Origin of the sequence: Nostoc sp. PA-18-2419, from assembly GCF_005869855.1 — a bacterium.
Classification (GTDB): Bacteria; Cyanobacteriota; Cyanobacteriia; order Cyanobacteriales; family Nostocaceae; genus Nostoc.
Window position 1 is genome coordinate 71,203 of the sequence record NZ_SZNH01000018.1, and the last position, 26,614, is coordinate 97,816.

Annotated in this window: 21 protein-coding genes; 12 read left to right on the plus strand and 9 right to left on the minus strand. The window is 39.6% G+C overall.

Annotation, left to right across the window (positions count from 1 at the left end; all coding sequences use genetic code 11):
• Window positions 1-489: 489 nt before the first annotated feature.
• Window positions 490-1,884 (minus strand): tRNA uridine-5-carboxymethylaminomethyl(34) synthesis GTPase MnmE, encoded by a 1,395-nt coding sequence (gene mnmE / locus FCR06_RS18985; RefSeq protein ID WP_138502429.1) that lies wholly within the window; start codon window positions 1,882-1,884, stop codon window positions 490-492.
• Between the two features lie 199 nt (window positions 1,885-2,083).
• Here mnmE and FCR06_RS18990 point away from each other — a divergent pair, with 199 nt between their 5' ends.
• Window positions 2,084-2,284 (plus strand): hypothetical protein, encoded by a 201-nt coding sequence (locus FCR06_RS18990; RefSeq protein WP_138502431.1) that lies wholly within the window; start codon window positions 2,084-2,086, stop codon window positions 2,282-2,284.
• A gap of 457 nt (window positions 2,285-2,741) precedes the next feature.
• Here FCR06_RS18990 and FCR06_RS18995 read toward each other — a convergent pair whose 3' ends face one another.
• The 4 genes from FCR06_RS18995 to FCR06_RS34625 form a co-directional block, all read right to left on the minus strand.
• Entirely contained in the window at window positions 2,742-4,316 is a 1,575-nt protein-coding gene (locus tag FCR06_RS18995) for a GMC oxidoreductase (RefSeq protein WP_138502433.1), read from the minus strand.
• A gap of 234 nt (window positions 4,317-4,550) precedes the next feature.
• Entirely contained in the window at window positions 4,551-6,182 is a 1,632-nt protein-coding gene (locus FCR06_RS19000; protein WP_138502435.1) for an FAD-dependent oxidoreductase, read from the minus strand.
• Between the two features lie 124 nt (window positions 6,183-6,306).
• Window positions 6,307-6,516, minus strand: a complete 210-nt coding sequence (locus tag FCR06_RS34810; protein WP_138502514.1) for an SDR family NAD(P)-dependent oxidoreductase — start codon at window positions 6,514-6,516, stop codon at window positions 6,307-6,309.
• Entirely contained in the window at window positions 6,482-6,682 is a 201-nt protein-coding gene (locus FCR06_RS34625; protein ID WP_138502437.1) for an SDR family NAD(P)-dependent oxidoreductase, read from the minus strand. Before FCR06_RS34625 ends, FCR06_RS34810 begins: the two co-directional genes overlap by 35 nt.
• A gap of 748 nt (window positions 6,683-7,430) precedes the next feature.
• Here FCR06_RS34625 and FCR06_RS19015 point away from each other — a divergent pair.
• Both FCR06_RS19015 and FCR06_RS19020 read left to right on the plus strand, forming a co-directional pair.
• On the plus strand, window positions 7,431-8,336 hold the full coding sequence (locus FCR06_RS19015; RefSeq protein ID WP_138502439.1) for an SMP-30/gluconolactonase/LRE family protein: 906 nt from the start codon (window positions 7,431-7,433) through the stop codon (window positions 8,334-8,336).
• Complete coding sequence (locus FCR06_RS19020; protein ID WP_138502441.1) at window positions 8,333-8,899, plus strand: DoxX family protein; 567 nt, start codon at window positions 8,333-8,335, stop codon at window positions 8,897-8,899. The genes FCR06_RS19015 and FCR06_RS19020 overlap by 4 nt, the downstream gene beginning before the upstream one ends.
• A 203-nt stretch (window positions 8,900-9,102) precedes the next feature.
• Here the strand turns inward: FCR06_RS19020 and FCR06_RS19025 are convergent, their stop codons facing one another.
• The gene (locus tag FCR06_RS19025) at window positions 9,103-9,513 is read right to left on the minus strand and encodes a peptidoglycan-binding domain-containing protein (RefSeq protein WP_138502443.1); all 411 of its coding nucleotides are present in this window, start codon (window positions 9,511-9,513) and stop codon (window positions 9,103-9,105) included.
• A 215-nt stretch (window positions 9,514-9,728) separates the two neighbouring features.
• Window positions 9,729-10,709 (minus strand): VOC family protein, encoded by a 981-nt coding sequence (locus FCR06_RS19030; protein ID WP_138502445.1) that lies wholly within the window; start codon window positions 10,707-10,709, stop codon window positions 9,729-9,731.
• Window positions 10,710-11,086: 377 nt separating this feature from the next.
• Between FCR06_RS19030 and FCR06_RS19035 the strand changes: the two genes are divergently transcribed.
• The 8 genes from FCR06_RS19035 to FCR06_RS19065 all read left to right on the plus strand — a co-directional run bounded on the left by FCR06_RS19035 (window position 11,087) and on the right by FCR06_RS19065 (window position 20,153).
• Window positions 11,087-11,899 (plus strand): SDR family oxidoreductase, encoded by an 813-nt coding sequence (locus tag FCR06_RS19035; RefSeq protein WP_138502447.1) that lies wholly within the window; start codon window positions 11,087-11,089, stop codon window positions 11,897-11,899.
• Window positions 11,900-11,971: 72 nt separating this feature from the next.
• Window positions 11,972-12,076, plus strand: coding sequence for a hypothetical protein (locus tag FCR06_RS34815; RefSeq protein WP_411268007.1), 105 nt, complete (start codon window positions 11,972-11,974; stop codon window positions 12,074-12,076).
• A 35-nt stretch (window positions 12,077-12,111) separates the two neighbouring features.
• Window positions 12,112-13,047, plus strand: coding sequence for a cation diffusion facilitator family transporter (locus tag FCR06_RS19040; RefSeq protein WP_138502449.1), 936 nt, complete (start codon window positions 12,112-12,114; stop codon window positions 13,045-13,047).
• Between the two features lie 131 nt (window positions 13,048-13,178).
• Entirely contained in the window at window positions 13,179-15,575 is a 2,397-nt protein-coding gene (locus FCR06_RS19045) for a glycoside hydrolase family 15 protein (protein ID WP_138502451.1), read from the plus strand.
• Window positions 15,576-15,705: 130 nt separating this feature from the next.
• A complete protein-coding gene (locus FCR06_RS19050) occupies window positions 15,706-16,164 on the plus strand; it encodes a cupin domain-containing protein (RefSeq protein ID WP_138502453.1) in 459 nt (152 codons plus the stop codon).
• 194 nt (window positions 16,165-16,358) lie between these two features.
• The gene (locus FCR06_RS19055; protein WP_138502455.1) at window positions 16,359-17,174 is read left to right on the plus strand and encodes an alpha/beta hydrolase; all 816 of its coding nucleotides are present in this window, start codon (window positions 16,359-16,361) and stop codon (window positions 17,172-17,174) included.
• Window positions 17,175-18,063: 889 nt separating this feature from the next.
• The gene (locus FCR06_RS19060; protein ID WP_138502457.1) at window positions 18,064-19,155 is read left to right on the plus strand and encodes a DUF4350 domain-containing protein; all 1,092 of its coding nucleotides are present in this window, start codon (window positions 18,064-18,066) and stop codon (window positions 19,153-19,155) included.
• Window positions 19,156-19,202: 47 nt separating this feature from the next.
• Window positions 19,203-20,153 carry an AAA family ATPase gene (locus FCR06_RS19065; RefSeq protein ID WP_138502459.1) on the plus strand — a complete coding sequence of 317 codons (951 nt, stop codon included), beginning with the start codon at window positions 19,203-19,205 and terminating at the stop codon, window positions 20,151-20,153.
• Window positions 20,154-20,311: 158 nt separating this feature from the next.
• Here the strand turns inward: FCR06_RS19065 and FCR06_RS19070 are convergent, their stop codons facing one another.
• Together FCR06_RS19070 and FCR06_RS19075 are read right to left on the minus strand one after the other, a co-directional pair.
• Window positions 20,312-21,940 carry a Na/Pi cotransporter family protein gene (locus tag FCR06_RS19070; protein ID WP_138502461.1) on the minus strand — a complete coding sequence of 543 codons (1,629 nt, stop codon included), beginning with the start codon at window positions 21,938-21,940 and terminating at the stop codon, window positions 20,312-20,314.
• A 689-nt stretch (window positions 21,941-22,629) separates the two neighbouring features.
• Window positions 22,630-23,013, minus strand: a complete 384-nt coding sequence (locus FCR06_RS19075; protein ID WP_138502463.1) for a hypothetical protein — start codon at window positions 23,011-23,013, stop codon at window positions 22,630-22,632.
• An 820-nt stretch (window positions 23,014-23,833) separates the two neighbouring features.
• Between FCR06_RS19075 and FCR06_RS19080 the strand changes: the two genes are divergently transcribed.
• Window positions 23,834-26,572, plus strand: coding sequence for a zinc-dependent metalloprotease (locus tag FCR06_RS19080; RefSeq protein WP_138502465.1), 2,739 nt, complete (start codon window positions 23,834-23,836; stop codon window positions 26,570-26,572).
• The last annotated feature ends 42 nt before the right edge of the window (window positions 26,573-26,614 follow it).

A 26,614-nucleotide genomic window follows, 5' to 3' on the forward strand; every position in this document is an offset into this window, starting at 1 on the left:
TTATTTATCGCTGGAATAAGGTAATAGGCATTCTTAAAAGAAGAATAAAGGTTTTAGTCTAGTTTCTTTTTCTTAACATAATTTGATTTTCTTGTGCCAACTTACTTAGCACCAGCGTAACGCACTATCAATTCTAGCTTCTAAATCAGGTTTTGGAGTTGTAAATCAGGTTTTGAAGTTGTAAATCAAGTTTTGGAGTTGTAAATTAGGTTCTAAAATTGTAATACCAATTCTCTAAAATATCGCAACAAATCAATCTGTGCGTCCCCGTGTCCCCGCGTCATCATCTTTAGCTGTCTTTTGGAGAACTGGTATAAACCTGTGATTCTCAACAAATTTCAGCAAATCTCCCTAAATTTATTCTGTCCACTAACTCCAATGCTCAAAAAGTTCTGTAGGTTCTCTACAGTTGGTGCATCCATTAATAGGATTTCTTCGTCAGGCTGCACCAATTTTTTAATTTTCCTTATTTATCAACAATTTTTTAGTTTATTTTCCTATACAAAATTTACTGAAAATTCTATCTAAAACTGATTCTGTAACTTCTTCTCCAGTAATTTCTCCTAGTGCTTGAATCGCTCCCCGTAAGTCAATTGTCCAAAAATCAAGAGGTAACTGTTGCTCAATAGTTGCTTGCACTTGTTCCAAAGAAATTTTAGCTTGAGTTAAGGCTGCTGCTTGCCTTTGATTGATTGCTAAATCCATATCAGCAGCTTGGACTTTTCCAGTTTGAATTATATCTAAAATCGCTGTTTCTAAGGCATCAATTCCTTGATTTTGTGATGCAGAGGTGAAAATTTTAAATTTCACCTCTGGGATTTGGGATTGAAGAGTTTTTCTTTGGTTTTCTTCTACTAAGTCGATTTTATTGATTACTAAAATTAAAGGGCGGTGCTGCACTTGTTCGTAAATTTCTTCATCGCCTTGAGTCCACGCAGTCGAAGCGTCGATGGTGAGCAAGACTAAATCAGCTGCATTTGCCGCACGGCGCGATCGCTCGACGCCAATTTTTTCTACTTGGTCTGTTGTTTCCCGAATCCCGGCAGTATCTAGCACTTGCACGGGAATCCCCCCCACAACTAACTGGGATTCCACCACATCGCGGGTTGTACCGGGTAAGTCTGTGACGATCGCGCGATCGCTCCGGCTCCAAGCATTCAATAAACTCGATTTGCCCACATTCGGACGCCCAACAATTGCTACTTTTAAACCAGTGCGTAACAACTCACCTTTGTCTTTGGTTGCCAACAACTGAGAAATTTCTGCGGCAATTTTCTTAATCTCTGATACAATCGCTTTATCATCGAGCGGAGTCAGGTCTTCTTCAAAATCGATTCGAGCTTCGATTTCTGCCAAAATATCCAAACAGTTAGCGCGTAACTGGCGGATTGGATGAGCTAATTTTCCCTGCAAACCAGCTAAAGCACTTTGGGCTGCTTGGGGGGATTTAGCTCCTACCAAATCGGCAATCCCTTCGGCTTGAGTTAAATCCAACCGCCCATTCAAAAAGGCGCGGAGAGTAAATTCTCCGGGTTGGGCTAATCTGGCACCGCTTTCCAAACACAGTTGTAATACTTGCTGCACTGCCATAATTCCCCCGTGACAATGGAATTCCACCACATCTTCACGGGTGTAAGAACGAGGTGCTTTCATAATTAGCAACAGAGCTTCATCTATCAGTTGTTGCGTCTGGGGATGGCGAATGTAACCGTAGAGAATCCGGTGAGTTTGCCAAATTTGTCGTCCTGGTGTATGAAATAAAGTTTGGGCGATAGACATCGCTTGGTCACCAGACACCCGGACAATGCCAACACTACCCTGTTGGGGGACAACAGCAGTGGCGATCGCGGCTATAGTTCCGCTAGTGGCAAAGAATTCGGACATAAGTGCTTTTTATCAGGTGAAAAGTTAGGAGTGAGGAGTAAAAATCATAACTCATAACTGCTAACTTTCTAAATAGCAAGTATTTAGACGGTTGGTATGGCAACGGGCAAGGTAAAATTTATTTAGAAGCTAATGTTTGAGAGTTAAAAAGTTAGGAGTTGAAATTATAACTCATAACTTTTAAAGAGAGGAATTCACTGTGGAACAAAAAATTAATTGTGCTGTAGCCTGTGTTAACGGCTGCGTTTTAGGGGATAAATGCCCCAATGTTGAGTTTAGAGAAGCAGCTGCCAAATTTGTTGAAGATACTTCTTTAGATCAAATGTTAGAAATGGCTGAAGAACGTCTGCGAAGAAAAATGATGGAACCGCCAAAATGGGTTTTTCCTGAAGATCCTTAGCGTTCAGCATTGATATTAATCAGCATTGTAGCATTTTTATGGCAATTAAAATTGCTCTTTAGTTCTACATTTCCTGATTAAAAATACAGGAGTTTTGAACTTTCAATTTTATCTGATAATTTGTCATCGCTGGGGGTAGGGTGTAGGGGAAATCATCAAAGTCTTACCAATACCTGTAACCCTACACTCTGTCACTTTTTCCAGATGACGTGAGTCAGATACTTGATTGATCTGTTAGTTGTTATGACTTTTCACAGATGTTCTCAGAACCCCATTACTAGCTAATTTTTGTTCGAGATTTTTCTGATAATGAAACTGATACCAATTTATATACATACAAAATTTTTATCTGCACAACTAGCCCTATAATCAGTGCTAGGGGCAATAACAAATTAATCGATGAATTCTGTAATGCCTCCGGTTTGATAACTTTTGACTTCAATCGTTCAGCTATGTGTTAACGAAGCGCTGCTGCAAGCAGGTCGCCAACGCGCAAGGCATTGGCCATAATTGTCAATGTCGGATTAGCACCTGAATTTGAGGGAAAGAAACTACTATCTACCAGGTAGAGATTATCGATATCATGGGTACGGCAATTCAGGTCAAGGACTGAAGTCTTCGGATCTGTACCAAATCGACAACTACCACATTGATGGGCTACTGCTTGTTCTGGGATATGAGTACGGGGATAAATGCTAAATGGGAGGACGTGTTTAGCAGAGTTAGGGATTGACTTTAATACAGATGTCCAGCGATGAATTAAGCGATCGCTTGCTTCGGTATTATTCAGTGTATAGTCAATGTGAATCTTCTCACCCACTAGACGAATCCGATTATTCGGGTCTGGTAAATCTTCTGTTTGCAACCACCAGCCAACGGAACGCTCGGCAACTAAATGTAGCTCATAGTGAGGAATCAACTTAATAAACGGAGCCATCAATGATGGTGCTTCTGCGGGAATCATATCGGCAAGTACATTACCTGTATTTTGCACCATGCCCATCGGATAAGGAAAATCCGGTTCTCCCCAGTAAAAATCGTTGACAGCGATCGTTTTTTGAAATTTGGCGTGATTTACATCTAGATGTATGGAAACAATCGCGGTTTCCAACTGTTTCATAAAATTGCGCCCCACCTGGTCGGAACTGTTTGCCAATCCGTTGGGATGCTTATCGTTAGCAGACCGTAACAGCAAGACGGCTGAGTTGATAGAACCACAAGCAACAACCACAATATCGCTGGCAAACCAATATTTTTCGCCAGCAATTTCAGTTTCTACGCTTGTAATTTCTCGCCCTGATTCACTGGTATGCAGCCGCAAGACTTTGGCATTGGTCTTGAGAGTTAAATTGGCATACTTTTCGCGGCTAGGACGAATGGCGTTAACATCAGCATCAGCTTTTGCATGTAGCAGACAGGGGTATCCGTCAAAGGTATCGCAGCGAATACAGGGACTATTTGCGCGATCGCTTTCATTCAGCTTTAATCCTAATGGTAAGTGAAATGGGTAATAACCCAGTTCGCGGATACCATCAGCCAATTGCTGCATATCTGGCTCATGGCTGACTGGTGGATAAGAATATGGTTCGCTGCGAGGTGGTTCGGTTGGGTCTTCTCCTTCTTTGCCATGCACGTCATACAGCTTTTCTGCTTGGGTGTAGTACGGCTCAAAGTCTTGATATTTCAAAGGCCATTCTGGAGAAATTCCTCCTTTGTGAATTACCCTTTCAAAATCTCGCTCCCGAAATCGAATTAAGGCTGCACCGTAGAGTTTAGTATTGCCGCCAACCCAGTAGCCTGTCTGGGGCTTAAAGGTCTTGCCTTCTTTGTTATACCATTGCTCATCAGTATGGTAGCGATGTTTTTGATAAACCTCCTGTGGATTCCAGTTATCTTTCTCTTTGGGCAAAAAGTCGCCTCGTTCCAGCACGAGAATTTTTTTACCTGTGGATGCGAGACGGTGAGCCAGTGTACCTCCACCTGCTCCCGTACCAATAATGATGATGTCGTAGCGCTCAGTGATGTTGGTCATATAGGAATCCGGTTTGATTTAGAGAAATGATTTACGTAGTTAGGGAACTCTTGACAGGGAACATAAAAGAATGCTCTTTGAAGTATACTGAGTTTTTTCACGCAATCAAACATGAGTCCTATATATGCAGGAGTATATAGGAAGTTGCAAATTATTTTTCTTGGATTTATTAGTCTGGCGATTTATAGTCAGCACTAAAGTATTCAATTGAGTAGTGAAGCACTGACTACAAAGCTAGTGTTGATTATTAGCTTCAGGCTGTTTTTGAATCAAATCAATTATGCCGCTGCGTAATTCTTCAACAGTTAGCATCTGGTTCAAGCGCATCAATTCTGAGATAGCTGCTGTTTCTGTATCTTTATGGCTAGTTGCAACTGCTAAGACTTTATTTTTTTCGACGTAAAAAGCAATGAATTCTTGTTTTTGCAAATCTCCATCTACAATTATTTCATCCCAACTTTCGGCGTGGCCGATATAGCGCAAGGGAAACTTAAATTGCATTGTCCAGAACAAAGGAAGCCCTCTGAATTTGACTGCTTTCCCTGCCATGTTATGAGCTGCAATTCGCCCTTGCTGAGCTGCGACTCGCCAATGTTCAACGCGAATCGATTCGCTGGTACGCCAATCGGGATAACGGGCAATATCACCTGCGGCGTAGATGCCATCAGCTGCACGCAAGTATTCATCAACRACAACACTCTTATCTTTGGGATGCAAATCAACACCCTCCAGAAAGTCTGTTACAGGTTGTACACCAATTCCGACTATTACGATATCTGCTTGCAAGCGATCGCCATTATCTAAAACTACAGTTTCTACTTTACCGTTACCTTCAAATTGCACCGCTTTTCTTTCAAATTTAAAGCAAACGCCATTTTCTTCATGGACTTGTTGAAATTGTTTGCCAATTTTCTCACCCAGGACTTTCTTAAAAGGTACAGAATCCGGGGAGACTACAGTTACTTGCAAGCCGTGCTGACACAACCCGGCTGCGGTTTCCATGCCGATAAAACTCGAACCAATGACTACCGCTTGTGCTTTTTCCTTGATGTTTGTCAAGATCCAATCGGTATCCTTAAAACTGCGTAATGTCACAATATTTTCTAAGTCCGCACCTGGAATATCTAGCTGACGTGGTTTTCCTCCTGTTGCTACCAATAGGGCATCATAAGTCAATGAATCACTAAAGGCTTGGGTGTCGCTACTGCTGGCACTATCGGTAAAGGCGATCGCTTTTGCCGTTGTTTCCACCCGTTCGACTCGCTTATTCAACAGCACTTCTATGCCGTGTTCTTTGTAGAAATCGGAGGAACGTAAAGGCATTTCGTCGGCGGATGTCTGACCAATAAAGTAGTCTTTAGTCAGTTTGGTGCGATCGTAGGGTAGCTTGTCATCCTGAGTAATCATCACGATTCGCCCTTGATATCCAGCTACTCGTAAAGTTTCTGCGGCATGGGCACCTGCTGCTCCTGCGCCTAAGATGACAAATGTGCGTCCATCAACGTTGGGATCAAATTGCGCCATTGCAGGCGATCGCAATCCTGTTGTGTCCTCTGGGACGCTGACAATAACCTTTTCACCTTCAATGCGTACTTGATAGCAAGCTATACTATCCAAGCCAGGTGGCTCTAGTTGGTCGCCTGTGGTCACATCAAAATAGGCATTGTGCCAAGGACAAATAACGTAATGTCCACTCAATACACCTTCTGCCAGTGACGCTTTATAATGAGTGCAGTGTGGGCCAACAGCATAATACTTTCCATCTATCCGACTAAGTAATATTTCTGTTTCGCCGACAGACACCTGTCTCATTTCACCGTCTTTTAAATCATTGATATTAGCAACTACTGCTTCTATCTGTTTCATAATCAACTTTTAAATTAAGAATAATAGTTATATSAATTGTTTCAAATTTAGCAACAGATTCCAATCGGAAAAACTAAATCTAATTTGAGTGTGGGCGCAAGTCTTTTCACCCATTCATTCTTAATTAATATAACAACAAAAAACTTCCTATACTCTGTTTATCACTAATCGTCTCATACCACTCCTCGTCGCTAAGCTCCAGGAAATCTCCTGTAGCACCTGTAATCCCTGCTGCATTGACAAGAATGTGAACTGTTCCAAAGCGCTCAAGTATTTGCTCTTTGGCAGCTTCAACTTCTTTAGGCTGGGTGAGGTCTGCCTGAACAGTAAATATTTCTCCAGATTTTTAATTCCGCCGCTGCCTGTTGAAGAGTTTCTGAAGTCTTATCAAGAATAGTAACCTTTGCACCCTCACGAACAAGCAGTTCGGCTGTCGCTCTCCCAATGCCAGAATCAGCTCCGGTAACTACAGCGACTTTATCTTTAAGACCAAGATCCATAGGTTATTCGTTTCTATATATTGTAGACAATTTCTGCTAAGCCGAATTAACAGAAAAATATTCAGATAGTTTTTGCTTAGATGCTTTAGTTTATTTCATCTAATTTGACTTTTTCAAGTCATAATTGGTATATATTTAAAATCAAAAGTTCCATCTTTGGACATAGATAAACTCTGAAAACATTTATTTGAACTGATAATTGAAAAATTTTTGGTGTGGATGAATTGATAGAAACCAGACCAACAGTTACATTACTAACTTAAAATTTTAGATTTTATTTAATGGGTTAACTTTTATTTATACCTAAAGAAAGGGTAATGTTTATTTTTTATTTCATATTTTTGTAAAATATTATCTAAATTGGGTAGATTGGATGTAAATTTAAGCAAAATACTTGACAAAGTATACTTTATCAAAACTGACTTTGAAAAAGTATTTGCTCAAAGAAAATAATTCCGAAAAAGAGAATTAATTAGTATAATCCAATTGAAGCATTTCTTAATAAAAATAGAAAAAATGTTTATATGAGAATATATCTATGGTTTGAGGTAAATCAAAGTTCATTGAATAATAATTATCTTCATACCAATTATCTAAAAAATTAAACTTAAAAATTAGTAAAAATTGTGAAAGTTGAAAATTGTACTTTTATAATAATGAATACCTCAATATACCTTTATACAAGTTTGGTATTAGCCTGAACCTGCTATTGATTGCCAGTAACTAAGTTGAATAACAGGAGATTCTTATGGCCCAAGCCATTAAGATTTATGACGATCGCATGTGTGCCTTAGTACGCCCAGGTGCTTTACTCCAAAAGCTTGCCAATGGTGCAGTCCATAGCGAGGGGCCTGTTTACTTCCACGAAGATGATAGCGTTGTCTGGAGTGACGCTCACAGCAACCGCCTGTTACGTTGGAGTCCTACTGACAATGTAACCGTCCTCCGCGATCCATCTGATTATCAAAGCGGTAATTACCGCGACTTGCAAGATCGTCTGGTTGCTTGTTCATCTGGTTTGCGGGCGATCATCCGATGCGAAGACGATGGTGAATGGAAGATTTTAGTCGATCGCTATCAAGGCAAACGCCTTAACAGTCCCAATGATTTGGTAGTAAAAAGCGACGGCACGATTTGGTTTACAGATCCGCCTTATGGGATCACCGAGCCAAATCAAGGTTATGGGGGCGAACCAGAACAACCCGGAAGTTACGTCTACCGCTTCGATCCGACAACTGGTGAAATTTATCCTGTAGTCACTGACATGGTACGTCCGAATGGGCTAGCTTTCAGTCCAGACGAAAGCCTTTTATATGTTTCAGATACAGCTGCATTTAATATTCCTGGCGGCCCTCATCATATTCGTGTCTACGAAACTGTAGACTCCCGCCATGTGAAGAATGGTCGCGTGTTCGCAATTATCGATCCAGGACAACCCGATGGATTGCGGATTGACGAACATGGCAATGTTTTTACTAGTTCTCAAGACAGCGTGCAAGTATACGCCCCCGACGGAACTCAGTTAGGGAAAATTCTTGTACCAGAAACAAGCGCTAATTTAACTTTTGGTGGTAGAGAACGCGATCGCCTGTTTATCACAGCAGGTAAATCCTTATATGTTATCGACCTTAATACCCGTGGTGTGCAGTTATGATTTATCAATTTATGCTAGGCGTAGCGATCGCTGTGTGGGTGCTACCCAAGATAATGGTTGTATTAGCTTCAGTTAATTATCCATTTCTAGGCCCGTATCTATTAAGTTCTCTGTCTCATGTCTATCCTGGCGGACTTCCGGGATTAGCGCTTTTATTGCTCAGAGTCAGTGTTGGCGGTTTGTTCCTCCTCCACGGCTATCCAAAAGCAGTGCATCTTCGCCAATGGGCTGAGTCTCTCAAAACACCCGTGTTTCTTTGCTTTATCTCTGCATGGACAATGTTGGGTGGTGGATTTTTCCTTATTTTGGGATTACTCACACTTTTAGCAACTTTGCCGATTTTGGCTTCTATGTTGTTTGCAATCTGGTTACATCTAATTGAAGGTAAGCCCTTTGTTGCCGCAGACCCTTACTTAATTCCCGAAGATCAGTACAAAGGCCCTTTAGGAAAAGCCGAACCACCAAGTTGGGAAAAAGCCTTTCTCTTTTGTGTGATGCTGATTGCGATCGCAGTTATCGGCCCTGGTGCTTATTCACTTGATGCTTTAATTTTTGGACGATAAATCATCTTTAACACCTCACCATACAGGCAATTTGGTAAGAGATAATTCGTAATTATTATTTTATAACTAAAGTTACTGACTTATAGGATGAATTACGAATTACGAATTACTAATTATTTAATTATACAATCGATAAAAATTTAGAACTCAGGAGCAAAACCAAAAACACTCCTGAATTCTATATTCTGATTTCTAATTTCTATTTATTTAAGAGCTGCTAAAGTGCGGCGTCCAGCAATTCCGTCTGCTCTTAATCCTTTTGACTTCTGAAATTTCATCACCGCTGCCCGAGTCTTGTTATCAAAGACACCATTCACACTTGCCGTATAAAATCCTTGCTGCTTCAAAGAATTCTGGACATTTTTCACTCCCTCTCCTGTGCTGCCTACTGTCAGTACACCACCACTACTACGCTTTGCCATAGTATTGGACTTGTGTACAGCATTAGGCTTGTGCATAGCATTAGGTTTTTTCATCGTGCTGCCTTGCTGAGTACTTTGTGCGACACGAGTAGCAGTAGCCGGATTTTGGCTTTTGTTATTGGTTAAAGAGTAAGCAGGTACAGCAGTGGCTATAGTTAGAGCCGGGAGCAAAGCAAGTAGTTTCCAATTCATCTTTTTATTTCTTCCAACTTGGTGAGATTTTGCAATTTCGATTTGATAGAATCATCTTTATAAGAGCTTGTGCCTTATCAATGATTCTCCTCGGTAGATTCTGGTGTGTGGATTTAGTATCAGACTATTTCCGAATCCAGAGCTATAGCATTACACGTCGTATTGACAGAGCTATTGCAAAATTGTGACAAAAATATGACTAAATTTATTACGATTTATGTCGCATGAGATTCTGTTGTTGATTTCTGAAAATTCTCCTCATCTTCTTCAGCAATCAGCAAAATTGGATGTCCGTCAGGATCTTTTATTAAGTAACCTTGATTGTCACCAAATGAGCTATCTAGAAACTGCACTTGGTTGTGTCGTAGCTTATCCACTAGCGGCTCAATATTATTTACAACTAATTCCATTTGAATATGTCCAATATCATAACTTTTCCAGTCACTCGGTATAGAACGACCCTTTCCAGGCAAAATGTAGTCTAACAGTTCAATTCCCACACCGTCTTCAACAGGTCGCAGTGCTGTAATTTGGACTTTGGCTTTTGGTAAATTATCCAAGCGAGTTTGGGTTGATTGCCAATTAAGACTGCGGCTATCAATTTGCATTAACAGAAGGTCGCGGTAAAAGTGTAGACTCTGCTCGGTATTGGAAACTGCGATCGCACTATGATCGATTCCTAAAAATAAGCGATTCGTGTGCTGATGCCATTTTTCTTGTCCTTTGTCAGGCGGAAACCAAATCAACTCTAAATCATGCCCGTCAGGGTCTTTAAACTTGAAAGCGCGCACACCAGCTGATGCTTCATTATCAGGTGGCATGGTTTGCGGCTCAACGGATATGGATTCAATGGAAAACGAACGCAGATGAGTATAAGCGCGATCCATATCACTCACCACAATCGCCATGTGTTGAAACCACAAATCATTACTCTGTGAATCACTAGGGATAGGTTTTCCCTTGAAGTTGAGATACTCCATCAACTTGATAAGTTCATTACCTAGCCGTAAAGTCACAATCCGAACTTTTGTGCCAGTCACAGCTTCTAGGTTGTTATAACCTTCATCTGCAACAGTGATGTCACAAACGAGTTCAAAATCAAGTGCTTGTCTATAGAAATCCAAAGAGCGATCGCAGCTTGTCACCGTTAAGCCAATAGCCCTAATTCTTTGTACCTGTAGATTGTGACTACACATATTTAACAGCCTCTATACTAAAAAATGAAGTTGCAAGTTCCTACAATATCTATTTTCTGATTACCATAAACTACTGTTAACTTGCTGCTTTGAGGATTTCATCCAATAATGAATGAAATTTTTCTAATTCTTTAGTTAGAGATATTTTTTACTTCAACAGCTAGAAGCGATCGCCATCACAAACTTCTAAAGTAATCCCAGAATCTAAAAATTGTTCTCCTAAATCAAGTACATATAAGTGATATTTAGCACAGATTAATTATAGGTTTGTTTTATAAGCAGTTCTACGATTGAGGCTATCAAATCAGTGATCATTTCTGAATGCTGCTAATTGGCAGTGTCACACACAATAAAGCTCTACATTTTAAGGAAGCACTATGAGCTACTCCCCTTATCTGCTCAAAGGTCAAAAAGCACTTGTAACGGGTGCTAGTTCTGGTATAGGTGAAGGTATAGCTCGCAGTTTAGCTTCAGCCGGTGCAGCTGTGGTTGTTAACTATCATTCTCAAGCCCAAGAAGCTCAAAAAATTGTCGATGATATTAAGGCTGCAAATGGTGAAGCTTTTGCAATCCAAGCTGATGTCAGTAACGAAGATGAAGTTAAGGCGATGTTTAGCCAGACACTTAAGCACTTCGGAACCATTGATATTTTAGTCAATAACGCAGGTGTGCAAAAAGATGCACCTTTTGTAGATATGAGCCTTAATCAATGGAATACAGTTATTGGAATAAACCTGACAGGACAATTCTTATGTGCGCGAGAAGCTGCAAAGGAATTCTTACGTCGAGGAGTACAGCCGCAAATTTCATCTGCCGCAGGTAAAATTATTTATATTAGTTCGGTGCATGAAGTTATTCCTTGGGCGGGTCATGTTAATTACGCTGCTAGTAAAGGGGGAATTAATATGCTGATGAAAAGTATTGCCCAAGAACTTGCTCCCCACAAAATTCGTGTTAATAGTATTGCCCCTGGTGCTATCAAAACCCCAATCAATAAATCAGCTTGGGATACTCCGCAAGCAGAGGCAAAATTACTAGAATTGATTCCAGCTAAACGAGTGGGTAATGTAGAAGATATTGCCAAAGCAGCAGTTTGGCTGGCTTCTGATGAATCTGATTATGTCAATGGCACAACACTTTTTGTAGACGGAGGCATGACCTTGTATCCGGGGTTTGCAGATAATGGGTAAAAAACGGACTAGAAACATGCATGAAGATATCTATATCACAAACTATCACTTAGAACCAATCGATTTCAACTGATGCTAGCAATTCGTTCAGATTTTGCAGATATCTTTGAGGTGAAAGCAAAGAACGTTCTGACACCCAAAAAGAACAAACGCGATGAAAAGTTACTAGTAAAATAGGTCAATTGCAAGTTTCTGGATAATTATTTACATTCATGGCAACTGATTCATCTAAGAAAACAATCTTTGCGGCAATGGGTGCTAACTTAGCGATCGCTGTTACAAAATTTATTGCTGCCACTATTACTGGCAGTTCGGCCATGATATCTGAAGGGATTCATTCAATTGTAGACACTGGCGACCAACTGCTACTTTTATTGGGACTCCGCATGAGTCAAAAGCCAGCAGATGATAGTCATCCCTTTGGTTATGGTCAAGAACTTTACTTTTGGACTTTAATCGTTGCTATCCTGATTTTTGCCATTGGTGGGGGTATGTCAATTTATGAAGGAATTACTCATTTAAGAAACCCCAGCCCTTTAGAAGACCCTATGTGGAATTATATTGTATTAGGTATAGCAATTATACTTGAAGGTTTTTCTTGGACTGTAGCTTTAAAAGAGTTTTTGCCAACCAAGGGTAAAGAACATTTCTGGCAAGCAATCAAAAACAGTAAAGACCCTACAGTATTTACTGTATTATTTGAAGATTCGGCGGCAATTTTGGGCTTAGTTGTTGCCTTTTTAGGAATTTTCTTGGGACACTTATTTAATAATATTTATTTTGATGGCATTGCCTCGATTATTATCGGTATTATATTAGCTGTAGTAGCAGTGTTATTAGCAAGGGAAAGTAAAGGATTATTAGTTGGAGAAAGTGCTAATCCTCAAACCATAGCCAACATCCGTTCTGTGTCAAAAACAGAACCAAAAGTGCAAGAAGTCATACGTATACTAACAATGCAGCTTGCTCCACAAGAAGTATTACTCAACTTAGAAATTCAATTCTCTAAAAATCTCACAGGTGAAGAAATAGCATTAACCGTAGAGAGTTTAGAAGTAAAAATTCGCCAAAAACATCCGGAAATAAAACAAATTTTTATTGAAGCTAAATCTTTAGCTGCTACTCGCAATTTTCCTCCAAGCTATTAAATAAGTTTATGACAAAATTAATTACGCTCCTTTTATATAAATATTGTTTTGTCTCTGCATGAGGCAAATTCATCCTTTGATTGAGCAACGCTGATTATTAATTACCTACAGTATTTCCAAAACCATAAATCATGGTAAAAATTCTTGGTCAAGTACAGGCTTTTGGCTCACCGGGTATCGATCCTCGATGGACTCATGCTAGTAAAGATGGAGTCGGAACAGCTTACTCTACCTCTAGTCGCATTTGGTTTACTATCTGGGACGGTATCATTACAGAAGTATACTATCCTACAGTAGATCGACCCCAAATTCGGGATTTACAGTATCTAATTTGTGATGGAAAAAGCTTTTTCCATGAAGAACAACGCGATCTCGAATCAAAAATGGAATTTATGTGGACTAATGGTTTAGGATACCGGATTACGAATTTCGATCCACAAGGACGTTATGCTGTAATTAAAGAAGTAATTGCTGACCCGCATTTGTCCTGTATTTTACAACACACAAAATTAACAGGAGAGCGCGAGTTTATTTCTCAACTCCAGTTATATGCATTGTGTGCGCCGCATTTAGAAGTTGGAGGTGAAAGTAATAATGGTTACGCTGTAGAAGTTGGTGGTTATCATATTCTCACGGCTGAAAAAAAAGGAACATGGCTGGCGTTAGGTGCAACAGTTCCCTTCAAGCGTCTTTCCTGTGGCTACGTCGGTGAAAGTGATGGTTGGACAGATTTAGCAGACAATTTCCAGATGGATTGGGAGTTTGACAGTGCTTTGAATGGCAATCTGGCTTTGACTGGAGAACTCAATTTAGATGAGAGTAATGAGTTTACTTTAGGACTAGCATTTGGTACAAACCTGCACAATGCAATTTCTACACTGCTTCAGTCGCTCAACGTGCCTTTTCAAAAGCAGAAGCAAGACTATCTTGAACAGTGGAAGCGATCGCGCAATGGCATCCATTCATTAGAAAATATTTCTGATGATGATGGTAAATTATATCACAACAGCATTAGTCTGCTTTTAGCTCATGAAGACAAAGCTTATCCAGGTGCTTTAATTGCATCTATGGCTATTCCTTGGGGTGAAGCCAAGAACGACGAAGACCAAGGCGGATATCACCTTGTCTGGACGCGGGATATGGTCAACAGTGTTGCAGCGTTAGTGGCTGCTGGTAAAACTGATACAGCAGTGCGATCGCTAATTTATCTAGCCACCAGTCAACAGGAAGACGGGGGTTTTGCCCAAAATTTTTSGGTTGATGGCGAACCTTACTGGAAAGGTATCCAGCTTGATGAGGTAGCGTTTCCTATTTTACTAGCACGGCTATTGCACCAGGAAAATGCTTGCTCAAACTTTGATGTCTATCCAATGGTTCTGCGGGCAGCAGGTTATTTGATCCGATACGGCCCTGCTACACAACAAGAACGATGGGAAGAAAACAGCGGTTATTCACCATCAACACTGGCATCTAATATTGCAGCCCTGATTTGTGCTGCTGAATTTGCTCGTGAATATGGGGATGAACTAACGGCACAATTTATTGAAGAATATGCCGATTTTTTAGAATCTCACCTTGAAGCTTGGACAGTTACTACTGAAGGCACTTTAGTTCCTGGCATCAAACGCCATTATATTCGGATTACTCCTTCAGATATTGATAATCCTCAACCCAACGAAAATCCTAACCAAGGAACTATTTTTATTAAAAATCATTCACCTGATGAATCAGCAGAATTTCCGGCGAAGGAAATTGTCGATGGCGGGTTTCTCCAATTGGTGCGTTACGGAATTCGTAAACCTGATGACCCGATTATCGTTGATTCTGTGAAAGTAATCGATGCAATCTTGAAAGTAGATACACCTGTTGGGCCTTGTTGGCATCGTTACAACCACGACGGCTATGGTCAGCAAGAAGATGGAAGTCCTTATACTGGTTGGGGCAAAGGACGTGCTTGGCCTCTTTTAGCAGCAGAACGAGGACATTATGAATTAGCTGCTGGTGGCGATATCAAAACATATATTAAAGCGACGGAGGGATTTGCTYCAAACACTTGTTTGCTGCCAGAACAAGTTTGGGATGAAGCTGATAGACCTGAGATTCATATGTATTTAGGAAAACCAACAGGTTCCGCCATGCCTTTGATGTGGGCACACGCAGAGTATATCAAGTTGCTACGATCAAATCATGATGGTCAGGTGTTTGATTTAATTCCAGAGGTGGCGAATCGATATTTAGGCGAAAGAAACCAATGTAAATCATTAGAAATTTGGAAGTTTAACCGTCAAATAGATAAAGTTAAAAAAGGCTATAAATTACGAATTCAGGCTTTAGCATCTTTTGGGTTACATTGGTCACAAGATAATTGGCAAACTGTCAAAGATACGCTTTCTACTTCCACAAAATTAGGAGTAGATTTTGTAGATATTTATATTTCTGATAACCAGCAACAGCCAATCAACTTTACCTTTTTCTGGATTGAAAGCAGTAAATGGGAAGGGCGTAATTACACAGTTGTAGTTGAATAGTAGTAAGTAATTTTGGTGTTAGCAGTAAAAACTTTAGTCCTCAAATATTTAAACACTAAATTGCTGACTATAAACTTATTGATTAAAGATTTTTGTCATCCAAATGCATAATTAAATGGAGCTATACTTTATGCAGAATAATCAATCGCCCAAGCCGACAATTGAATACTGGCACGTCTGGATTGACCAAGACGGTGTAAGCCACCAGTCCCGTTGCCAAATTCAAGACTTCATTCAAAAAGGTATAGCCCCAGATACCTCGCCCCAGTGGCTTTCTAATTTGAAGCAGTCTGGTGCAACAATCACCTTTACTGTGCTACCTGTGGGATGGGTTGGAAACTGGCATGAGAACCCGAAACCCCAATGGATCATCCCTTTATCGGGACGTTGGTTTGTGGAGACTATGGACGGCCAACGAGTAGAAATGGGGCCTGGCGAAATTTCATTTGGAGAAGACCAAGGTACCAAAGCAGACGCCCGAGGTCATAAAGGTCACTTATCTGGAACAGTAGGCAATGAGCCGGCTGTTTTGATAATGGTGCAACTCGACGAGACTCCAACTATTGAGCAATCTTGTCGATTTAGCTAAGACTTACTCAAAACCACAGCATTTATATCTTTCTAGAGAACGATAAGAAACTATAGCAATATCAATACTATGGTTTCTAAATACCTATATCATGTAGTCCAAAAACTCTATTTTTACTCCACTTGAGCCTTAATTTAAATTCCTTGATAACCGATATTAAATTATCATCTTCGTTATTGATATTAGTCCTAGTTATGTCATCTAAAATTCGCAGTCATCCTTATTTTTTAACTAGCCAGCCATCTAATCCTAATTATCCACTTTTTGTATTTCTACCAGGAATGGATGAGACTGGAAAGGAACTAATGCATATCCAAACAGCAAGTTTAGAAGCTGCTTTTAATGTACGTTGTTTTGTAATTCCACCTGACGAGCTAACAAGTTGGGATAAAATCACAGAACAAGTGGTAAATTTAACCCAGATAGAACTAGAAAAAGTATCGAAAAAACACGAAGTTGCATGTCGTGACACATTGCCTGTTTATCTCTGTGGAGAATCATTCGGTGGTTGCTTGGCTCTAAAAATTTTAGAGAAATTTCCTCACTTATTTACAAAAATTATTTTAATTAATTCTGCTTCTTCATTTCATAGAGTACCTTGGCTGAATTTAGGTTCGCTGTTGTTTCCTTACACACCTAATTTATTTTATAAAATTTCTTCGTTAATATCTTTACCTTTTCTAGCTAATTTAAATCGAATTTCACCTGTTGCTAGCCAAGCTCTTTTAAAATCGACTAGTTCTGCACCAAAAAATACTGCTAATCAGCGTTTATCTTTAATGAGAGAATTTGATATTGATGAAAAAAAGTTATCTAAAATTACTCAAGCTGTGTTACTTATTGCTAGCAAAAACGACCGACTCTTACCTTCACAAGCAGAGGCACAACATTTAAGTAATATTTTCCCGAATTCTCAAATAATCACTCTACCTAATAGCGGTCATGCTTGTTTAGTTGAAACGGATGTTAACCTTTATCAAATTTTATTATCAGCTAATATTGTTACATAATAAACTATTCGTCATCACAAGTATTCATTTTACAAGTGCAATGATACCAGGTGCGCTCGTTGTCTTGATTAGTGACACTGATTAAATATTGGCAGTTGGATGATAGAATTTTAGCCATATTTGGCAGTAATCCAATAAAGAATAAGCTAAAGATTTTATTGATATAAGTACGATCGTCTATTAAGTTGACCATCATATCTTCAACTTACGATGCCGATCGCACTTTTAGATATCTATTCTAACTTAGTTGGTATTAAAACAGAGTATGGAAGTCAGAATTGATGAATTTTGGCTAAATGTTGTCTTTGAATTTATTATGTAGCCGAAACAAATTTAAACATTACCAAACAAGTTGAAATGTGTATAAACTTGATTTCAACTTGATTGTGTCGGTTTGATTATTGTATCCGAGCGATCGCTTATCTAATTTGCGTGATATCATATTAAGTTATATAGCCTTAGTAATATAACTAACCCTACCCTCTCTCAAGGGTGGGGTTTTTTACGTCAGTACGACTTTAGCGGATGTCAAGTCATGCAAATACAACTTCGAGAAGATTGGCATCTGCCTACTAAGAGAAATCCAGCTAAAATTGCGTAAATTATTGAGAAAAATCAAATTTTTGAGTTACAAACTCGACTTTTCCCCATAATCTCTGATTCCCAGCCTGTTTTACCGTGATTTAACGATTGAAGCCGCCACGCGAACCGTTAAGATTATCATCCGCATAATTTGAGAAACTACTACAGTTTATTACCATAAGTGTTTGAATGCAGAATTTAATTAAAGTTAATTCTCTGACTAATTTTACTGAACAATAAGTAAGTATTAGTACTCAAAATACTGATTATAGATTATAAAATGAATTGACGATTGTGAAACTGGAAAATGAAACGTTCAAATCGCCTTGCTTGGATGGGAGCGATCGCACTTGCAGCGATAGTTTTACTGACTTTGATTGCAGCTCCTAATAATACCAAACTTGATGCTGGCTCTACTTATAACCGTGCCCCCAATGGCTATGGCGCTTGGTATGCTTTCATCGAACATCAAGGAATTTCTATCAAACGCTGGCAAAAGCCTTTTAATGAAATTCATTCAGAGAATAGTCCAGTCACCTTCCTTGTGATTAGCAGCTATCCCAGAGATACAACCCTTGATAGTCAAGAACGTGAATGGGTAGAAAAAGGAAATACTTTGGTAATCTTAGGTACGGGGGGGCGAGTTACCGAAGCAGACTTTAGCACCGTGCAAAAATCCCTCAACGGCGATATTAAAATTGATACGCGCAGACGAAATAAAAAAGTTAACCAAAAGCAAATTGATTTAGGCGATCGCTTTGGTGCTATTGTTTGGCAAGAAAAATACAAGCAAGGCAAGGTAATTTTTTCTACCACTCCTTATTTAGCTGCCAATGCCTATCAAGATAATTTAAGTAATTTTAGGTATTTAGCCGATATAGTCAAAAACGGTAACACAATATTTGTGGATGAATATATCCATGGGTATAAAGATGCCGATGTCAGGCAGAAAGAAAGTGAAGGAGATTTATCTAGTTTTTTTGCTAAGACTCCTTTATTTCCAATTTTTATCCAAGTAGGTATCCTACTATTGATGCTGATTTGGGCGCAGAATCGCCGTTTTGGGAAACCACTAACTTTAGATACACCAGTCCCAGACAATAGCAAGGCATACATCCAAGCCTTAGCCTTAGTATTGCAGAAAGCTGATACCACTGACTTTGTAACTGAAATGGTGGGAAAACAGGAACAATTGCACCTGCAAAAAGCCTTGGGATTAGGACAAATACCCCTCGAACATCAAGCTTTGCTCAATTTCTGGATAGAAAAAACAGGTGCAAGTGGCGCAGAACTAGATGCCGTTTTAAAGCTGCAATCACGCAAACAGCCCATGAGTGAACAAGAGCTGTTAAGCTGGTTGGGAAAATGGCGAACAATTAGATTAATTCGTAATTCGTAATTCGTAATTCGTAATTCGTAATCAATGATAAATGACAAATTAATATTATGAGCGAAACCCATCCTATTTTAATTCGCCTTGGTCAAGGTCTTAATCAAGTAATTGTCGGACAATCCAGCCTCATACAACAACTTTTAGTGGCGCTGCTAGCTGGTGGACACATAATTTTAGAAGGAGTACCAGGGACTGGTAAAACCTTATTAGTAAAAGTATTAGCACAGTTAATTAAAGGGGAGTTTCGCCGAATTCAACTAACACCAGATGTTTTACCATCGGATATTACTGGTATAAATATTTTTGACTTAAATAGCCGTAATTTTACTTTAAAAAAAGGTCCAATATTTACTGAAGTGCTGCTAGCAGACGAAATTAACCGAACTCCGCCTAAGACACAAGCAGCGCTACTGGAAGCTATGGAAGAGATGCAGGTAACGTTAGATGGAGAAAGTTTACCCTTGCCGGAGTTATTTTGGGTGATTGCAACTCAAAATCCTCTAGAATTTGAGGGGACTTATCCTTTGCCAGAGGCGCAGTTAGATAGGTTTTTATTTAAGTTAGTGGTAGATTACCCTGAGCAAGCTGCTGAAAAGCAAATGTTACTCAATCGTCAGGCGGGATTTGCAGCACGGCGTTTGGATATTAGCCGTTTGAAACCAGTTGCGACAGTAGCCGATATTTTGCAAGCACGACAAGCAGTCAAAGAAGTTAAGGTATCAGAAGCGATCGTTGATTACTTGTTAGCGTTGGTGAGAATATCGCGTCAATATCCGGATTTAACTTTAGGTGCATCGCCTCGCGCTGCTGGTGCTTGGTTACAGACATCTCAAGCCTTAGCGTGGTTAACAGGAAGGGATTTTGTCACACCAGATGATGTCAAAGCAGTTGCATCGCCGTTGCTACGTCATCGACTGATTTTAAAACCAGAAGCGATGTTGGATGGCTTACAAATTGACGCGGTAATTGCGTCGGTAATCAATCAAGTGCCCATTCCCAGGTAAGGGACTTCCAATTAAAAAAATATTTCATCGATGGGGTAGGCAGTTATTAGCAGGGAGTATGGGGAAGATAGAAAATATCACCTGATTAAATTGGATAATTTATTTTCTGAAAGTCCCTAAGAGAACCGCTAAATAATACAATCTATCGCAACTTTGTATTATAACTCTCCCTGAATGGCACGGGCAATGCTACTGATGTGAGAAAGAATACGACTCATTGCATTAACCATCTCCAAGAGAATGGAGCTGGCATTAAGACTAACAGGATCTCCTGAACTCAAATGCTGGAGATGCCGTAGATAAATTTCCCGCTTAAATTGATTGAGCCACTGCCGCTGGGACAATACTTCATCTGCAATAGTTGAGTCTTGTGCAGCTAGCCCTGTGAGTGTTCGTTGCAGCAGTCCCAGCACCTCTGTGTGATAAGCAACAATATCATTCCACTCTGGCTGAGAAAAAGCAATTTGTTTGCGCCGTTTGCGTCGGGCTAATCGCATAAGTTGTCTGTCGATGATATCGCCAATTGCCTCTAACTCGGTACTAATAGACAGTAATGTTAACTCTCGTTGCGACTGTTCTGCCGTCAGCAATTCATCATTGAGTTGAATTAGGTAATGCTTAACAGCAGTTTCTAGGTCATCAAGCTGGTTATCGAGTGCCGCAATCCGTTTAGGTAAATCTTTTACCCCATCTTCAAACGCCTGAATACTAAGCTGTAACATCTCTGCGGACAAATCTGCCATCCGCAGAATCTCACGCATTGCTTGACCGAGTGCGACGGCAGGCAGCGTCAACGCATTGGGGTCAAGGTAGCGCACACTTAGTTTCTTTTCTGTCTGAGGCTCTGGTAGAAGTCTGGTCGCTAAGTCTGCAAGTAGACTTGCTAGTGGTACAAAAACGATCGCCAGTATTAAGTTAAATCCCAGGTGTGCTAATGCTACTTGTGTTGAAGGATTGGGCAGCAGACGAGTCAACAACACTGTTAAGGGATTCAGCAATGCCAGCACGAATCCTCCCCCAAGGAGCCTAGTGCCAACATAGATGAACCCTAGTCGGCGTCCGACAACGCTGCCTCGATTTAATGCAGTAAGTAAGGGCATGAGTGTTGTGCCAATATTAGCACCTAGCATTACTGCCAGAGCTGCTTCTAGTGGGAGCGCACCCCCTCCAGCCAAAGCCATAACAATTCCAATTGCGGCAATGCTAGAGACAAATGCTGCTGCCAGCAAGATTCCCAGTAATACCAGTACTAGAGGAGACTGGGAGAGTGCCTGCATAATTTCATTCGTAATCGGACTATCAGCAATGGGAGCGCTACTGGCGTCAATCATTGCTAAACCCTGCAACACCAACCCAAAACTGAATACACCACGACCAACATCCCGCAGTGCATTGCGTTGGGTCAATAGCGCAAACGCCGCCGCTAAACCCAGGAACTGTTGTGCATATTCAGTAATGTGGAACGCCAACAGTTGTACAACCAATGTAGAGCCTACAGCAGCTCCCAGTAGCATGATTACTGCTGCTGCTAAGGGTATTAACTGGGCGCTAACCAGTCCCACCATCACCGAGGCAGTTGCTGTGGAGCTTTGGGTCAGCATAGTTACGATAATCCCTGATATAAAAGCTGCCAGAGGACGCCTTGCCAGCCTCATCATCACTACTCGCAGACGTGAACCTAATGCCCGCTCCATTGCATCAGTAACTAGTCTCACTCCGTACAGAAGCAGAGTGGAACCTCCAATTAACAATATCAAGACTTGTGTAGGATCTTGAGTCTTCAGCATCGGCACACCTGACTTTGTTAACTTACAAAAAATACAGTAAGTTGGTATACATACTGTAATTAAGGATAAGTTAACTAAAGGTTAAATAAACATCAGTAGACTGAAAAGTTTTGCGTTAGCGTACCCTTCAGGAAGCAAGCTACATGCAGTGTGTCGCAAAGCGACTCAGCTCACTGAAGCTATCGCTCTGTAATGAACGCTGTTTCAGTAAGATTTTTTGAGATACTATATAACTTTAAACACTAGTATTCAGAAGCTCACTTGAAATTAGAACATAAGTAAAGCTAATAAATCTCCCAAGAGCGTAACAGCAAATCCCACCTCATAACATGGTCAGGGCGAAGGCATCTTATTTGCTAATAAAAACTAAAAATAATTTCTAGAATGATATAGATAATTGTAAAATTTCAGAAATTTATTAATAGGTAAATCTTATCTTTCGTCTAAGGCAATCAACTTTTTTATATTTACCCAAAAACGGTATTATACACTACTATTTTTCAACGATAGCTACGCCTGCCATAGGCGTCGCAAAACTTTTCAATCTACTGCATTTAGGTTAAAATTAGGGACTTTAGAATAAAAAACATTCTATATCTTTTGTGGGATAGGTGTCCTCACCCCTGCCATATTCAGGGCGGGCAAGATGCCCACCACAGAAGAGGGATAGTTTATTTTCTGAAAATCCCTTATTTAGCGATATTTCTGCCAGCTTCTGCTGCACTATCACCTACATCACTAGCAGTGTTTTTTGCGCCCTCTACATAGCCTGAGCCAAATTGTTTAAAGGCTTCTGCTGACTCTTCCCCAATTTTTTGAAGCCGTTTTCCAGGATTACCTTCTGTTTCACGAGCTTCTTTATTCCATTCACCTGTTGTTTTCGGTCTGCGAGCATCATCTTGCTGTACCTGTTCGCGAACTCTTTGACCTAAGTTTTTGTCAGTGTACCCAGAAGTCATATTCGTGGTCAGTACTAGAAAACCAACTAAGGCAACAGCTAAAAAACGTTTTACCTCAAGTCCTTTAAGCAGGGAACTGATATGACCAAAGATGTTAGAAATTAAACTTGTCATGGAAATTAGGGCGCTTTTTTCAGTACACATAAAAGACTAACTAGAAAAAAATAATTATCCTTCTAACAAAAGACATATCTCAGTTATAAAAAATCAAATATTTTTCAATCCTCGGTAATAGGGGATTTGTCAAATAAATGAGCTTACTCTGGTCAAACAACGTGCTGGCGAACTAAAAAAGGCAGCTAGAGCAATTTTATTTGATTCTACTCAAATCACAAGACTGAGATCCTGGATTTATTAAAGAACTTGATGATATTATCATTCACAAATAGTTAAGTAGCACTATATGCTTGAGGGAAGAACGATAATTTATAATTCTCAAATCAAGCAAATCTTGAATTTTTCTTTTGCTCTAACTTCTGCACTCTATTTTTAGCAAGTACTCTTCAAGCTTGCTACGACCAGAATCTACCAGACAACAAAGTCTGATGACAAGGTATAAGAATCGCTATCACGTCCAAATGAGTGAAATTAGGAACAATACTTTGGAAATAGGCTGATTTGACGAGCCACACTACATTTTTATAACTTGTGCTTGAGATTTCTTACTAGACTAAATGTAGCACTTAATACAATTTTAGTGCTACATTTGCATTTTAATACAATAATCTAGTCTCAAAAAATATACGTCTTTAGATATATAAGTTATGTATCTGAAAACATAGAAGTCTGATGTATAAATAAATTTTGGCGGAAAATGCATAATTTCTCAAAATTTACTAATAGCAATCAAAAATAACACTATTTTTAGGCTATCGACACTTAGCCAACATTTTTCTTCTCAACACGATAACTGCTTGAGGTGGAAAGCTAAAGGATGAAATACTGGGTTGCAAAATTAATAATCTTTATAGTTTTTTTGTACAACTTGTTACTAGTGACAGATTACGCAGAAGCTAGTCAACTTTCAAATATTGATGTGCAGTCATTAAATGCACTCTCAGTAATTGAAAACTTAGCAAGTGCTGACAATAATTTTGGGAACAGTAAAAAAGCAGATTTTCGTCAGTTCAGTGAAATAGCCAAAAAGTTAGGTAAACTAGAGGGACTTTTCACACTTTATTGTAATGATGACTTAAGCAAAATTTACTTAGAAATTAAACCAGAGCAGCTAAATAAGAATTATTTAGCTACAATCACATTAGAATCAGGTATTGGTGAAAGTGGGATCTATAGTGGATTACCTCTTGCTGATTTTCTATTTTATTTTCGACAAATAAATAATAAATTGCATTTTGTAATTCGGAATGTGAAATTTCGTACAAAAAGTATCACAGAAGAGCGATCGCTTGTCCGTTCGTTTAGCGATTCAGTTATTTATTCTATAGAAATTCATAGTATTCATCCATTTAGTAAAAATATTTTGCTCGACCTAGATGACCTGTTAATGCAGGATTTTCCGGGACTAACTCCTTTATTAAAATACTCTTTGCAAGCTGATTATCAGTTGGAGCTAAGTAAGTCTTATTTCGGTGATGTCAACAGCTTCCCGCAAAATGTAGAGATTGATTCGATTTACGGTTTTTCATCATCAGAAGGAGCAAATTTAGTTACTGTACCTGATAGTAGGGCACTCAGTCTCAAGGTGCATTACAGTTTTTCCCAGTTAAAAGAAAACAACGGTTATATTCCTAGACTTGCCGACGATCGGGTTGGATATTTTATTACTGCCTTCCAAGATTTCTCTAACAATAACTCTCAAGAAGAATTTGTACGTTACATTAATCGTTGGCATTTAGAACCATCCGACCCTAACGCTGTTTTATCTCCACCCAAAAAACCAATTGTATTTTGGATTGAAAATGCTGTGCCGCTAGAGTATCGGGATGCAATTCGTGAGGGCGTCTTGATGTGGAACAAAGCATTTGAAAAAGCTGGATTCCAAAATGCCATTCAAGTCCAGCAAATGCCGGATAATGCTGATTGGCAACCGGCAGATGTGCGCTACAACACTATTCGCTGGTTCAATTCTCTGGATGCAGGTTTTGCCAAAGGGCCGACTCGGATTAACCCACTCACAGGAGAAATATTAGATGCAGATATTATGGTTGATGCCAGTATGGTGCGCTCAATTCGGCAAATATACCGCACCTATGTGGAATCAAATAACAAGCAATTTAGGAATAGAAACATAACTTTAGCGTCCGAATGCAGTGATAGACACTTACCCCAGACTGCTAACTCTCTAGCTTTGACTTCCACAACAAATGCTGATATTTGCTATGGTAAGGGATTTGTAAATCAGGCAAATATGGGAGTGTTAGCATTGTCAATTTTACAAAATGCCGCACCTAGTAGTGAAGCCATACAAGAATATGTGCATCAATATTTGCGTTCTCTAATTGCTCATGAAGTCGGGCATACTCTCGGTTTGCGCCACAACTTTCACGGCAGCGCTATGTTAGCACCTGAAGAGTTAAATAACACTGAAATTACTCACACTAAAGGTTTAGTGGGTTCGGTGATGGACTATCTACCCGTGAACGTAGCACCACAGGGAGTAGATCAAGGTGACTATTTTCCAAAGATTATTGGCCCTTACGATGAATGGGCAATTGAGTATGGTTATAAAATAAACCCATCAGCAAAAATTGAGCCAATGATTCCAGAAACGGAAAAAAGTTTTTTGGAAAAGATTGCTTTAGCCTCACCTCAACCAGAATTATCTTACGCAACAGATGAAGATATCTCAGACATTAATCCCCTAGCAAATGTTTGGGATATGAGTAATGATGTTTTAGTTTATTCCCAGTGGCAAATGGATAATGCCCGCGTTATGTGGCAGCGCTTAGAAAAGGGTTATTTATCACCGGGAGAAAGTTATAGCAATTTGCGCGTCTTATTCGATAGAGTACTTCTATATTATTTTAGTAATGCTAAATTGCTCTCTCAATACATTGGTGGGCAATCGTTTCGGCGTCTTCATGCTGGTGATGATAGTTCCTGGGCATTTGTACCAGTTTCATTATTCAAACAACGTCAAGCATTGACAAAATTACAAGAATATGTGTTTGCTGATAATGCTTTTAATTTCTCAGGACAATTGTTGAATCAGTTAGCACCATCGCGTTGGCAACATTGGGGTAGTTTTGTACCTAATTATCGCCTTGATTATCCGCTTCACGATCGCATTTTCAATTTCCAAAGTCTGATATTGCGATCGCTATTAGATGGCGAACGGTTAAATCGGCTACAAGATATAGAATTAAAAACCCAGCCCGGACAAGCACTCACCATTCCTGAATTATTCGACACTTTACAAACAAGCATCTGGACAGAAGTTTTAACCCCAAGAGAATTCAAGCCAATTTCTAGCATCCGCCGTTCATTGCAACGAGAATATCTGAATATTTTGCTAGCAATGATGTTGCATACTACTGATGCACCTGAAGATGGTCGGACACTGGCTTGGTATAAATTGCATCAATTGCAAAAAGCGATAGATGTCAGACTCAAACAACTGAGTGAAAACATCGATATTTACACCTTAGCTCATTTACAAGTTTCTGGCGATCGCATCAATAAAGCATTACACGCACAGTTACTCTCGAATTAGTTATTGGTTATTGGTTATTAATCATTAGACTTCTTGGATAAA